We start from the raw sequence: 13597 nt of genomic DNA, 5'->3' as shown, positions 1-13597 counted from the left end.
TCTCGACAAGAACGTTCGTTCGTGTGTCCGGTCCTCCGGGTGGCACGGACGAGACCGCACCCGCCCGTGACGGCCGGGCCCGGAGAGGACGACGACGATGACGACGAACGGCACCACCGTCGGTGCGCCCGCGCCGACGACGTCCCCACCCCCGCGCGGGCCCTGGTTCGAGGACTTCGAGGTCGGCCAGGTCGTCACCGGCCCGCCTCGCACCTTCGGGCCGGAGGTGGTCGCCGCGTTCGCCGAGCTGAGCGGCGACCGGGCGGCCCTGCACACGGAGCACGGCCACACGGCCGACGGGCGCCCGCTGGTCCACGGGCCGCTCGGGGAGGCCGCGTTCTTCGGCTGGCACCACGAGCTCGGGCTCTCCGAGCACGTCGAGGCGGCCCTCGGCACGCGGTGGGACTACCTCGCGCCGATCCACGTCGGGGACACCGTCACCTACGAGATGACGGTCGTCCGGGCGCGCCGCACCTCGTCGCTGCGCAACGGGGTGATCGGGCGCGACGTCGTCGTCCGCAACCAGGACGGCGTCGTCGTCCAGCGGGGCAGCACGTCCGCGCTGGTCACGGCCCGGTCGGCGGTCGACGACCACGCGGCGCGCACCGGCCGGGCGTTCGCCACCCCCGGCTGGGCCGCCGCGCTCGCCGCCCGGCTGGACGCCTCCGCGGCGTTCACCACGGCCACCGCCACCTGGGACGGCACGATCGGCCTGCGCTTCGGCGACGACGTCGTGCAGTTCCGCGTCTTCCGCGGCCGGGTGATCGAGAGCGGCCGCCGCACCCCGCACGGGCCCACATTCGTGCTCGGTGCGTCCGACCTGACCTGGGTGCGGCTGCTGACCGGCCCGGTCAACGACTACACCGTCCGGACCATGCGCGACGAGTTCGCCACGGACGGCGACGCCTACGAGTACCTCCGGCTGACCGCCGCCCTCGTCGCCCTCGTCGACGAGGCGCGTGCGCTCGCCGGTGCCGGTGGGAAGGACGGGGACCGATGAGGGCGGACTACGTCGAGGTGGGTGGCACGCGGTCGTTCGTGCTGTCCGACGGGGACGGGCCGGACGTGCTGTGCCTGCACACCGCGGGACAGAACGGCGTCCAGTGGCGGGACACCCAGACCGCGCTGGCCGCCCGCGGGTACCGGGTCGTCGTCCCGGACCTGCCCGGGCACGGCCGCTCCGAGCCCGCTGCGGGCGGTCCGGTCCGCGACCTCGGCGACTACGCGGCCTGGTGCGAGGAGCTGATCGACACCCTCGGGCTGGAGCGGCCGTCCGTCGTCGGCTGCTCGATCGGCGGCGCGATCGCCCTGCAGCTCGCGGTCCGCCGGGGCGACCGGCTCGCCGGGGCGGTCGCGATGGCTGCGCACGGCGGCACCGACTCGCCGTCGCCGAGCGTGCGGGGGCTCGAACGCGAGCTCGCCGACTCGGCCGCGCCGAGCCGCACCGACCGGACCTACTTCGGGACGCTCGCCGTCGTCGGACGCCGGGTCCCGGCCGCGCGCGCCGAGCTGATCGCGCGGATGCACCGCCGGGAGGACCCGGAGATCTCCACCAGCGACCTCATCGGCTGGGCCCGGCACGACGTCCGGGACTCGCTGGGCGGGGTCGCGTGCCCGGTCCACCTCGTCGTCGGCTCGGACGACCTGTGGGTCGACCCGGCCGACGTCCGGCACGCCGCGGAGCTGATCCCCGGTGCCCGGTACACGCTGCTGGAGGGGATCGGGCACTACCCGATGGAGGAGCTCGACGACGTCGCCGGGATCCTCGACGGCTGGCTGCGCGAGCAGGCGGCCCGCCCGGCGGAGGTGACCGCGTGAGCACCGGGGAGACCCTGACCGACCTGCTGACCGGCACCGTCGCCGCGGCACCCGGATCGGTCGTCGTGATCGACGGCGGCCCGCAGCCGCGGCCGGTGACCCGCGACGAGTTCCTGCGCCGGACCGTCGCGCTGCGCGACGACCTGCGCGACCACGGCATCGGCCCCGGTGACTGCGTCGGGGTGTGGCTGCCGAACTGGTCCGACGCCGTCGTCGCGCAGTTCGCGGCCGCCGCGCTCGGGGCGCACGTGATCGGCATCAACACCCGCTACGGCGTCACCGACGTCGCGCACGTCCTCGGGCACGCCCGGCCGGGTGTCCTGCTCGTCGCGCACGGCTTCCTGGGGCTCGACCTCGCGACGACGCTGCACGCGGCCGTCGCCGGGGCCGGGAACGGGGGCGCGGCGCCGTCGGTCGCGGTGGTCACCGGGCCCGGGCGTGAACCCGCGTCCGCGGACGAGATCGCCGCCTACGACGCCGGCGGCGGCGTGTGGGTCCCGCGCCCGCACGACACCGGTGGCGAGCTCGATGCCGATGCGCTCGGCGCGGTGCCCGACGCCCTCGCGGTCGCCTTCACCACCTCCGGTTCGACGGGCATGCCCAAGCTCGCCGCCCACCTCGGCAGCGCCGTCGCGACGCACGCCCGCACCGTCGCCGCGGCCGGCGGGTGGGACGCCGGCTCGGTCAGCCTGGTGGTGCTGCCGCTGTCCGGGGTGTTCGGCTACGTCCCGGCCGTGACGGCTATCGCGGCGGGCGGTGCCGCGCTGCTCGAACCGGTCTTCGACGTCGATCTCGTGCTCGGCCACATGGCGGAGTTCGGTGTCACCCACCTCGCCTGCGCCGACGACGTCAGCGGCCGGCTCATGGACGGGTGGCGCGAGCACCCCGTCGATCTCGGCGCGTGGCGGCGGATGCTCCTCGCCGACTTCTACGGCAACTCGATGCAGGTCGCGGCCTGGGCCGAGGACGAGACCGGGACCCCGGCGCTGGGCGTGTACGGATCCAGCGAGCTGTTCGCGCTGGCCACGTTCTGGCGCGAGGACGACCCGGCCCCGGAGCGCCGCCGCGGCGGCGGGCGCCCGGTGGAGGGCATCGAGGTCCGGTCGGTCGATCCCGTCACCGGCGGCACGCCCGCCGACGGCGAGGCCGGTGAGCTGCAGTTCCGCGGCTACAACGTCGTCGACGCCTACCTGGGCGACGACGACGGGGCGATCCGGGCGCGTTCCTTCACCGACGACGGGTGGTTCCGCTCCGGCGACCTCGGCACCGTCCGCCCGGACGGCGGCGTCGACTACCTGTGCCGGATGGGCGACTCGCTCCGGCTGCGCGGGTTCCTCGTCGAGCCCGCGGAGATCGAGACGCGGCTGGCGGACCATCCCGCGGTCGCCCGGACCAAGGTCGTCGGCGTCACGACGCAGGGGGAGACGCGGGCCCACGCCTTCGTCGAGGCGGTGCCCGGCACCGATCCGGATCCCGCCGAGCTGCGGGACTGGTGTGCGACGACGCTGGCGCGGTTCAAGGTGCCCGAGGCCGTGCACGTGATCGAGGAGATGCCGACGACCGTCGGCACGAACGGCTCGAAGATCCGGGCGGCCGCGCTGCGCGAGCTGGCCGAGCAGCTCGTCGCCCGCGCGCAGGAGGCGGAGGGCTGACGCCGCTCCCTCGGACGGGCCCGGCGCCCGCGGGGGATTCCCTTGCGTGGAATCGCTTCCTCAGGAAGCGATTCTCCGGACCCCTCCCGAGGCGCGGACCGTCGTGGACAGGTCCGGGCGTCGGACGCACCGCCGCTGTGCCGCCGGGGCGCGGGGATCGGCGCGCCCGCGCGCGACACACGGGAGCGACGGTGGGGCCGGTCACGGCCGGGGGGCGGGACCGGCCCGCCGATCACCGGCTGCGACCGCACGGCCAGCGAGTACACCCCCGCGGCCCGACCGTCCGCGATCCGTACACGGTTTCCTGTACGACTCTTCGTTGTTCGGTGACGATCCTTGTCCGCACGCTGGGCGCGTGTCCGACCTCCGGCTCCGCCCCGAGCCCCGCCCCGAGCCCTGCCCGCCACCCGGCCCCGCCGCGCCCGCTGGGCCCACCGGCCCCGCTGCCCGCACGCTCGCCGTCGCCGCGGCCCTCGCGCTCCTCGCGTTCGGCGCGAACATGGCGGGCCCGCTCTACCCCGGCTACCAGTCCCGGCTGGGGTTCGGCGATCTGACCCTGACCCTGGTCTACGCCACCTACTCGGTGGCGAGCGTGCCCGCGCTGCTCCTGCTCGGGCCGCTGGGGGACCGGCTGGGCCGGATGCGCCTGGTCCGGGCGGGGCTCGTCGCCGGGGTGCTGGGCTCGGTCTGTTTCGCGGTGGGCGACCACGTGGCGTGGCTGCTCGCCGGGCGGGTGCTGCAGGGCGTCGCGCTCGGGGCGGCGACCGGTGCGGGGATGGTGGTGCTGGCCGGGGCGTCGACGACGGGTGCGCGGCGCCGGATCGCGGCCGCGGGCGCGCTCGCGTTCCTCGCCGGCACCGCGGCGGGCCCCGGTCTGACCGGGCTGCTGGCCGAGCTCGTCCCGGCCCCGCACGTGGTCGCCCACGTGCTGCACGCGGTCGCGCTGCTCGGGGTGCTGTGGTGGCTGCGACCGTCCCGGGCCCGACGCCCGGCGCCGGTCCGGGCGGAGAGGGGCACGAGGACCGGGGCGGAGCCGCGCCGGAGCCGTGCCCACGCCGAGGCACTCGTGACCGGGTTCGTGTCGTGGGCGGTCGTCGGGCTGTTCCTCGGGCTCGTCCCGAACGTGCTGGCCCGGGCCGCCGGCGACGTCGGTCCGGCGACGCTCGGCGCGGTGGCCTCCCTCGTCGTGCTCGCCGCGGTGCCTGCCCAGTTCCTGCTGACCCGGCTCGGAGCCCGGCGAGCGCAGGTGCGCGGGCTCGTCCTGCTCGGCGCCGGCCTGCTGGTGCTCGCGACGACCGGGGCCGCCCCGTCGGTGCCGGTGGTCCTCGTGACCGCGGTGGTCGCGGGGTTCGGGCACGGCCTCGCCTACGGCGGCGCACACGCCACGGTGGAGGCCGGGGCGAGCGGGCCCCGGGCGGCCGGGACTAGCGCCACCGCCTACGTCGTCTACTACCTGGGCGCCGGCCTGCCGACCCTCGCGGTCGGGATGCTCGCGTCGGTGCTGCCGCTGGGGGAGGCGACGAGCCTGCTCGCGGGCGGGCTGCTCGTCGTCGCGGCCGGTGCCGCCGTCGCGACCGGGACCGCGCCGCGCGGCACGGTCCCGGCCGACCCCGACGGCGACCCGTGGGGCGACCTCGTCTCCCTGGTCGCCGGGGCGCTGCGCGGGGTGCACGAGGCGAACGGGGTCTGGCACGGCCGTCGCCCGCCCGCCCCGGATCCTCACCCCGTGCGGACCGTCGACCGGCCGAGGCTCCTCGCCGCGTCCGGGTGGTCGGCGGGCACCACCGACGACGACAGCGCCGTCCAGCACGACGGGCAGCTGTACTGCCGGAACACCACGGGGGCGTCGACGTAGTCGGACGCGGTCGCGATGATCTGCGGCCCGGCCGTGGCCGGCGGCCCGTCGTGGACCGCCAGGACCAGCGGTGCGTCCCCGGTGTCGCCGAGGATCTCGCCGCAGTGCCCGCAGGCGACGTCGTCGCCCACCTCGACGAGGTTGTCGTCGATCCGCCGGCCCGACGACAGGTCCGCCCGGCCGCGGGTCGTCCCGGTCACGCTGGACCGGTCGCGGCGGGCGTCGCGCTGCCGGGAACGCTCGGCGTCGGTGGCGGCCGCGTCGACGGCGCCGTCGTGCAGCACGACCCCGTAGACGGACCGCGCCGCACCTGCGGTGATCTTCTCCTCGCGCAGGTCGCGGGCGACGGCGGCGGGGTCGCGCCGGAGCGGGTCGCCGTAGCCCCCGCCGCCCTGCCAGGTCATCGCGAACACCTCGCCCGGCGCCAGGTGGCTGGAGGCGTAGTTCTGCCCCGGTTCCAGGGTGTCCGACACCTGCGCCAGCTCGGTCGGCATCGTCCCGCCGGCGAGGAGCTCGGCCACCCGGCTGTCCCGGGCGACGACGTCGAGCCCGGAGTTGCCCGGCAGCCCGCCGGAGAGGCCGGTGTTCTGCGCGACCGCCTTGCCCGCCGATGCCAGCACCAGGCCCATCGGCAGGCTGGTGCCGTGCGGGGTGAAGGCCATCGACGCACCCAGCCCGCCACGCTGCCGCCCTGGCCCGCCGGAGTCGGGGACCTCGCGCCGCCACAGGGTCAGCAGCGGGTAGAGGAACTCGGTCATCTCGACGTCGGGGACCCGGCCCATCGGGATGCAGAACAGCCCGCCCGTGTCGACGCCGTCGGCGTGCGGGCGTGCGCCGTAGCCGCCCGCCATCGGCTCCATCATGATCGACAGGAACGGTGCGGGCTGCTCGCCGCGCTCGTCCAGGCCGGCGATCACGGCGGTGTCCCAGGTGCCGCAGCAGGTCGCCTGCACGTTCTTGCCGAGCTCCAGGTCCCGGTCGAGCATCTGGGACAGGCACTCGGCGACGAGGCTGCCGGTCAGCCAGGCCGGTCCGATCGGCCCCCGCCCGACGGCCGCGGGGAACGTCGCGTTGTTCAGCGTCCCCTCCTCGGTGACGAGGTCGAAGCAGCGCATGAGCCCGCCCGCCGACCACGGGATGTCCCCGGCCAGGATCGGCAGCAGCGCCAGCATGACCCCGCCGCGCATCCCGGCGTAGGTGCAGTTGACGACGCCCGCCTGCGGGTCGGTGCCGGTGAAGTCGAAGGTCAGGTGATCGCCGGACTTCGTCGTCGTCACGGTGATCGTGTGCAGGTTCCGGTCACCCTCGTGCGACTGGTCCTGGTAGCCGGTGGCGGACCAGCTGCCGTCCGGCAGCGCGGTCAGCTTGCCGCGCAGCCGCGACTCGGCGTCGGACATCATCCGCTTCATCACGGCCTTCACCGTGTCCGCGCCGTACTGGTCGATCAGCGCGTGCAGCCGCTCGCCGCCGACGTTGTTCGCGCCGATCTTGGCGCGCAGGTCCAGCCCGACCAGCATCGGCACGCGGGAGCGGCGCACCCAGACGTCGGCGACGTCGGCCTGCAGCCGCCCGTCCCGCACGACCTTGACCGGCGGCGTGGGCAGCGACTCGGAGAACACGTCCTGCGCGGCGGGGGAGAACGACCCGAGGCCGACCCCGCCGAGGTCGGGCTGGTGGGCGATCGCGCTGGTCCAGGCGAAGAGCTTCCCGTCGTGGAAGACGGGCTGGTAGACCATGACGTCGTTCTGGTGCAGCCCGCCGCCGACCCACGGGTCGTTCGTGAGGAACATGTCCCCGGCCTCGATGCCGGGGTTCGACGCCCGGTGCCGCAGCGTCCAGTAGATCGCCAGGTCCACGGCGCCGACGAGCATCGTGTTGTAGAGCCCGACCTGCACCTCCTGGCCCAGCTCGTCGGAGATGGCGAAGTCGAAGTCGTTGGCGTCGGTGACGATCGGCGAGCCGGACATGCGCTTGAGCGCCTCGCCCATCTCGTCGGTGACCGACCAGAGCCGGTGCCGGATCACCTCGTAGGTGAGCGGATCGAGGGCGTCGATCTGGTCCTGGGTGACGGTGTGGACCGCGAGCGACGACGGCAGCGACCGCGCCAGCTCGTCCGGGTCGACGGGGCGGCTGGAGAAGGCCTCCGAGCCGGGGATCGGCATGGTCATCGGGAGCTCCTCGCAGAGTCGTCACGGATCGTGAGGTTGCCGAGGTGGTCGACGGTGCCGGTCGTCCCGCCCGGGACGACGACGGTGGTGGTCGGCACCTCGACGATCGCCGGGCCGGTCAGGACGTGCCCCGCCCGCAGCTCGCGGTAGTCGAAGACCGCCGTGTCGACGTAGCCGGTGGCGGCGTCCAGGCACACCGGACGGGTGGTGGCCGGGACGGGATCGCCGTCGGCCGCGGGGACGCCGGGCAGCTCCGGGCTGAACGGCAGCACGCCGGTGGCGCGCACCCGGAAGGTGATCGCCTGGATGCCGGCCTCGCGGAACCCGGCGTCGGCGCCGAACAGCTCGGCGTAGCGCTTCTCGAACGCGGCCGCCGCTTCCTCGATCGCGGCCGTGTCCAGCGGGCCGCCGGCGACCGGGGCGGTGACCTCGGCGAGCTGCATCGTGTACCGCATGTCGATCTCGCGGGCCAGCTCGACCTTCTCGAACCGCACCCCCTGGCGTTCCAGGCCGTCCCGGACCTGCCGCTCCAGCTCGGCGAAGTTGCGCTCGGCCCGGGCCGGGTCGAACGGGACGACGCTCGGGTCGGAGAGCTCCGCGGCGAGCACGATGTCCGACGACGCGAGCCCGAACGCGGAGAACGCGCTCGCCACCGGGCCGAGCGGGACGACGACCTCGTCGCAGCCGACCTCGGCCGCGTAGCCGGCGCAGTGCGCGGGACCGGCGCCGCCGAACGCGTAGAGCACGAAGTCGCGCGGGTCGTGCCCGGACTCGACGACCGTCTTGCGCAGCAGGTCACCGGTCTGTGCGTTCTGCACGGTGTGGATCGCGGCGGCGGCCTCCTCGACCGTCAGCCCGAGGGGTTTCGCGATCCGGGTCTCGATCGCGGCGCGGGCGAGCTCCAGCGAGAGCGGCTTGCGTCCGCCGAGCAGACCGCGCTCGGGGAGGATCCCGAGGACGAGGTTGGCGTCGGTGTTGGTGGGCTCGGTGCCGCCGTTGCCGTAGCAGGCGGGGCCGGGGACGGCCTGCGCGCTGCGCGGGCCGATCCGCAGGTTGCCGCCCGCGTCGAGCCAGGCGATCGCGCCACCGCCGGACCCGATCGCGTCGACCCGCAGTGTCGGCACGTTGATCGGGTGGTGGTTGATCACCGTGGTGGTGTCGCGGACCGGCTCGCCGTCGACGACCAGCCCGGCGAGGAACGTGGTCCCGCCGACGTCGGTCGAGATGATGTTGCGGTGGCCGAGCTGGCGGCCCAGCGCGACCGACCCGATCACCCCGCCGGTGAGCACCGACCCGACGGTGCTGATCGCGGCGGCCGGGGCCTCCGCCGCGGCGACCGCGCCGCCGTTGCTCTGCATGACGAGCAGCGGGCCGGTGAGGCCGTTGTCCCGCAGCGACGACTCCAGCGCGCCCAGGTAGTCCCGCAGGCCCGGCCCGATCTGGGTGCTCATGATCGTCGTGGCGTTCCGGGCGAACTCCCGGATCCGCGGGCTGACCTCCGACGACAGCGCCACGAACAGGCCGGGCGCCTCCTCGGCGATCAGCTCGCGCAGCCGCCGCTCGTGCACCGGGTTGCGGAACGACCAGAGCAGCGAGACCGCGATGGCCTCGACCCCGTCCGCGACCAGGGAGCGGATCGCGGCGCGGGCCTCCTGCTCGTCGAGCGTGACGACGACGGTGCCGTCCCGGTCGATCCGCTCGGTGACCTCCAGCGCGTGCCGCTTGGACAGCAGCGCGTGGTCCTTGTCCTGGCCGAGGACGTGCTGCAGCTCGTGCGGCGACCGTCCGAGGTACCGGCCCTCGACGTTCATGATGAAGATCGAGTCCCGGTGACCGCGGGTCGTGAGGAAGCCGACCGGCGGCACGTTGCCCATGACCAGCGCGTTCAGCGACGACGTCGTGCCGTGGGCGATGTGGTGGGTCTCCGCCAGCATCTGCGGCAGGCTCGTCCCGAGCTGCTCGGCCAGCAGCGCGAGGACGTCGAGCACGCCCTGGGAGTAGTCCGGCGGGGTGGACGGGGACTTCGCGGCGAGCACGGTCCCGGCGTCGTCGTCGAGCACGGCGTCGGTGAACGTGCCGCCCACGTCCACGCCGATGACATAGGCCATGGCTGGCGCTCCTTCGCGCGGTGAGTGGCTGACGAGTGCGTAGACTATTCAACACATGTGACGGCAGTCAACGTTGACTCGTGGCCCTCGCTGTCGTCGAATAGTCGACGCTGTCGTCGAACAAGCTGGTGCGGAAGGGTAGGAGATGCAGCCACGTCGCGTCGCGGTGCTGGGCGGGGGGCCGGGTGGGCTCTACGCGGCCCGCCTGCTGAAGCTCGCCTTCCCCACCTGCGAGGTCACCGTGCACGAGCAGGGCGACCCGGACACCACCTTCGGGTTCGGTGTCGGTCTCGCCGCCGGCACCCAGCGCAACCTGGCCGCCGCCGATCCGGACACGTTGCGCGATCTCGTCGCCGCCGGGGTGCGGCACGACATGACGCTGCAGAACGGCGACGACCGGGTGCGCGTGAGCAACGACCGGCTGATCGGGGTCGCCCGGACCGAGCTGCTGGCGATCCTGCAGCGGCACGCGGAGAAGGCCGGGGTCGTGCTGGAGTTCGGCGCGCGGCGTGCGGCGCACGAGCTGGACGCCGATCTCGTCGTCGCCGCGGACGGCGTCAGCAGTGCCACCCGCGAGGCCGGTCCCTACGGCGGCCGGGCCGGGCTCGGCCGCGGGCTCTACCTGTGGTGCGCCGCCGACCTCACCCTGCCGGACGCCGTGTTCGCCCCGGTGGAGACCGAGCACGGGGTCTTCGTGACCCACGCCTACCCGTACTCCGGCGGCCGGTCCACGTTCCTGATCGAGACCGACGAGGCCACCTGGCGGAGGGCGGGGTTCGACGCCACCACCGACGCGACCCCGCCGGACGCGTCCGACACGACGTCGCTGCGCTTCCTGGAGCGGGCGTTCGCCGAGCAGCTGCACGGGCACCCGCTGATCGGCAATCGCACCCGGTGGCTGCGCTTCCGCACGGTCCGCTGCGACCGCTGGTCCGACGGCGGCACGGTGCTCCTCGGCGACGCCGCGCACACCGCGCACTTCTCCATCGGCTCCGGCACCAAGCTGGCGATGGAGGACGCGATCGCCCTGGTCGAGGCACTGGCCGGCGAGCCGGGCCCCGGTGCCGCGTTCGCCCGCTACGAGGAGGTCCGGCGGCCCGCCGTCGAACGGCTGCAGGAGCTGGCCCGCCGCAGCAGGCTGTGGTGGGAGTCGTTCCCGTCGCGCCTGGACCTCCCGGCCGCCCGGCTGATGGTCGCCTACATGTCCCGGGCCGGGAACGTGCCGCTGGACCGGTTCGCCGGGACCGCGCCGGACGTCGTCGCCGCGGCGCTGGAGCAGTACGCGGGCGTGCCCGGACCGCACGAGGGGCTCACGGACTGGGTGATCGGCCGGCCCCTGGAGCGCGGTGACCTGCGGTTCGCCGACCGCACGAGCGGCGCTGCCGGGCTCGCCGCGCTGGACGTCCGGCTCGACGACCCGTGGTCCACCGCCGGTGACGCGCTCGTCGAGCGGGTCCGCCGCGACGGGGCGGGGGGCTACCGGATCACCGGGCCCGCCGACCGCGCCGCACTCCTGACCCGGCTCGACCTCGCCGAGCGGGTGCGGCGGGAGACCGGCGCGCTCGTCGCCGTCGAGGGGCCGGCGGCGTTCCGCGACGACCTGGCCGCCGGGCTCGTGAGCGGCCGCACCGATCTCGTGTCACTCACCGGGGAGACCGCATGAGACTCGTCCCGTACCCGCCGGAGGCCGCCCGCCGGTACCGGTCCGCCGGACTCTGGGGCACCCGCACCCTCGCCGACGAGCTGCACGCGGTGGCGGCCGCGCACCCCGGCCGCGACGCCGTCGTCGCCCTCGACGGGCGGGTCACCTACCGTGAGCTCGACGAGCGCAGCGACCGGCTCGCCGCCGGGCTCGCCGGGCTCGGCCTGGAGCCGGGGGACCCGGTGCTGTTCCAGGTCACGAACCGGCTCGACACCGTCCTCGCCTGGTACGGCGTGCTCAAGGCCGGGCTGGTCCCGGTCGCGACCCTCGCGGCGCACCGCGCGCACGAGATCTCCGAGATCGGCCGCCGGGTCGGGGCGCGGGGGCACCTGGTCGAGCGGGGCGGGAGGTTCGATCTCGTCGCGTTCGCCCGCGAGCAGGGGATCGGGCGCACGCTCGTGCTGGGCGAGCTGCCGTCCGACGACGACCCGGAGCGGGCCCGCGCTCTCGTCGAGCGGATCCAGGCGCGGATCGACCCCGACGACGTCGCCGTCCACCAGCTCTCCGGCGGCACGACGGGCGTGCCCAAGGTGATACCGCGGCTGCACGCCGAGTACTGGTACAACGCCGCCGAGTACGCCCGGTCCTGGAGCTGGACCCCGGACACCCGCGTCGCGCACCTCATCCCGGTGATCCACAACGCCGGGATCGTGTGCGCCGTGCACGCCGCGCACAGCACCGGCGCCTGCCTGGTGCTCGGCACCCCCGACCTCGACGAGTCGCTGCCCCTGATGGCCCGCGAGCGCGCAACCCACGTGCTGCTCGGGCACGGGCACTACAGGGCCGCCGACCACCCCGGGTTCGCCGCGGCCACCGCGGCGGTCACCCAGGTCGTGCTGTCCGGGGCGAAGGTCCCGCCGGCCCTGTTCGAGCGCCTGGAGGCCCGCGGGATCTGGTCCGGCCAGCTCTTCGGGATGGGGGAGGGGCTGTTCCTCACCACCCGTCCCGGGGCGCCGCGCGAGGCCCGCCTGACGACCGTCGGCACCCCGCTGTCGCCGCACGACGAGATCCGGGTCCTCGACCCCGGCACCGAGAACGAGGTTCCCGACGGCGAGGTGGGCGAGCTCTGCGCCCGCGGGCCCTACACGCTGCGCGGCTACTACGACGCCGCCGAGCACAACGCCCGCGCCTTCACCGCCGACGGCTTCTACCGGACCGGCGACCTCGCTTCGCTCCGGACGATCGGCGGCGAGCGCCACGTCTCGATCGAGGGCCGGATCAAGGACCTGATCAACCGCGGCGGCGAGAAGATCAACGCCGAGGAGGTGGAGCTGCTGCTGCTCCGCCATCCCCGGGTCGTCGGCGCCGCCGCCGTCGCCATGCCCGACCCGCGGCTCGGCGAGCGGACCTGCGCCTACATCGTCGTCGACGGCGCACCGCTGACGCTGCCCGAGGTGCAGGAGCACTTCGCGGCGCACGGCGTCGCCACCTTCAAGTGGCCGGAACGGATCGAGCACCTCGACGAGATCCCGCGCACGCTCGTCGGGAAGACGGACAAGAAGCGGCTGGCCACCGACATCGCCCGCACCATCGCCTCCGAGGAAGTGAGCCTCCGATGACCCACCCGCGCCGCCCGCCGCACCGGATCGGGCTGGTCGTCCCCAGCTCCAACGTCACCGTCGAGACCGAGGTCCCCGCTCTGCTCGCCCGGCACACCGAGCGCTTCTCGTTCCACTCCAGCCGGATGCGGATGCACCGCGTCTCGCCGGAGGAGCTGGCCGCGATGAACGCCCAGCGCGAGCGCTGCGTCGACGAGCTGGCCGACGCCCGCGTCGACGCCCTGCTCTACGCCTGCCTGGTCGCTCTCATGGCGCAGGGGCCCGGTGAGCACCAGCGGGTGGAGAAGGCCGTCCGCGAGCAGATCGACGCCGTCGTCCTGTCCAGCGCCGGCGCGCTCGTCGAGGGCCTGCGGGCGCTCGGTGCGCGCCGGATCGCGCTGGTCACGCCGTACCTGCGGCCGCTGGCCGAGCAGGTGGTGGCCTACCTGGAGGCCGAGGGGTTCACCGTCGTCGACTGGGCCGCGCTCGAGGTCGGCGACAACGCCGAGGTCGGCTGCATCCCCGGCGACCGGGTGCTGACCGCCGCCCGCGGGCTCGACCTCACCGGCGCCGACGCGCTCGTCATCTCGGCCTGCGTGCAGATGCCTTCGCTCGACCTGGTCGCGCCGGCCGAGGAGGAGTTCGGGCTGCCGGTGCTCTCCGCCGCCACCGCGGGGGCGTACACGCTGCTCACCCACCTCGGGCTGGAGCCCGTCCTGCCCGGCGCGGGACGGCTGCTCGCGGCACCGTCGTGAC

The 13597-nt window shown here is 74.9% G+C and carries 8 protein-coding genes and 1 pseudogene; 7 read left to right on the top strand and 2 right to left on the bottom strand.

The features are described from left to right. Positions 1 to 97 precede the first annotated feature (97 nt). The 4 genes and pseudogenes from PP1_RS07720 to PP1_RS07705 form a co-directional block, all read left to right on the top strand. Positions 98 to 1000 carry a hotdog domain-containing protein gene (locus PP1_RS07720; protein ID WP_010234465.1) on the top strand — a complete coding sequence of 301 codons (903 nt, stop codon included), beginning with the start codon at positions 98 to 100 and terminating at the stop codon, positions 998 to 1000. Next, on the top strand, positions 997 to 1818 hold the full coding sequence (locus tag PP1_RS07715; RefSeq protein ID WP_010234462.1) for an alpha/beta fold hydrolase: 822 nt from the start codon (positions 997 to 999) through the stop codon (positions 1816 to 1818). Before PP1_RS07720 ends, PP1_RS07715 begins: the two co-directional genes overlap by 4 nt. After that, a complete protein-coding gene (locus tag PP1_RS07710) occupies positions 1815 to 3470 on the top strand; it encodes an AMP-binding protein (RefSeq protein ID WP_010234459.1) in 1656 nt (551 codons plus the stop codon). Before PP1_RS07715 ends, PP1_RS07710 begins: the two co-directional genes overlap by 4 nt. 46 nt (positions 3471 to 3516) lie before the next feature. Beyond that, a pseudogene (locus PP1_RS07705) lies at positions 3517 to 4926 on the top strand (MFS transporter); the annotation flags it as partial. 263 nt (positions 4927 to 5189) lie between these two features. Here the strand turns inward: PP1_RS07705 and PP1_RS07700 are convergent. Together PP1_RS07700 and PP1_RS07695 are read right to left on the bottom strand one after the other, a co-directional pair. Continuing rightward, entirely contained in the window at positions 5190 to 7493 is a 2304-nt protein-coding gene (locus tag PP1_RS07700) for a hydantoinase B/oxoprolinase family protein (protein WP_010240952.1), read from the bottom strand. Beyond that, positions 7490 to 9601, bottom strand: coding sequence for a hydantoinase/oxoprolinase family protein (locus tag PP1_RS07695; protein WP_010240954.1), 2112 nt, complete (start codon positions 9599 to 9601; stop codon positions 7490 to 7492). Before PP1_RS07695 ends, PP1_RS07700 begins: the two co-directional genes overlap by 4 nt. A gap of 145 nt (positions 9602 to 9746) precedes the next feature. On the opposite strand from PP1_RS07695, the gene PP1_RS07690 reads away from it, so the two are divergent. Genes PP1_RS07690 through PP1_RS07680 form a run of 3 tightly spaced genes read left to right on the top strand, consistent with a single transcriptional unit; the run spans position 9747 to position 13596 of the window. After that, positions 9747 to 11264, top strand: a complete 1518-nt coding sequence (locus PP1_RS07690; protein ID WP_029239933.1) for an FAD-dependent monooxygenase — start codon at positions 9747 to 9749, stop codon at positions 11262 to 11264. Then, positions 11261 to 12862 carry a (2,3-dihydroxybenzoyl)adenylate synthase gene (locus PP1_RS07685; RefSeq protein ID WP_010240956.1) on the top strand — a complete coding sequence of 534 codons (1602 nt, stop codon included), beginning with the start codon at positions 11261 to 11263 and terminating at the stop codon, positions 12860 to 12862. Before PP1_RS07690 ends, PP1_RS07685 begins: the two co-directional genes overlap by 4 nt. Beyond that, entirely contained in the window at positions 12859 to 13596 is a 738-nt protein-coding gene (locus tag PP1_RS07680) for a maleate cis-trans isomerase family protein (RefSeq protein WP_010240957.1), read from the top strand. Before PP1_RS07685 ends, PP1_RS07680 begins: the two co-directional genes overlap by 4 nt. Position 13597 lies beyond the last annotated feature (1 nt).

Origin of the sequence: Pseudonocardia sp. P1, assembly GCF_000178675.2 — a bacterium.
Taxonomy (GTDB): Bacteria; Actinomycetota; Actinomycetes; order Mycobacteriales; family Pseudonocardiaceae; genus Pseudonocardia.
This window is presented reverse-complemented; position numbering and strand designations above follow the sequence as displayed.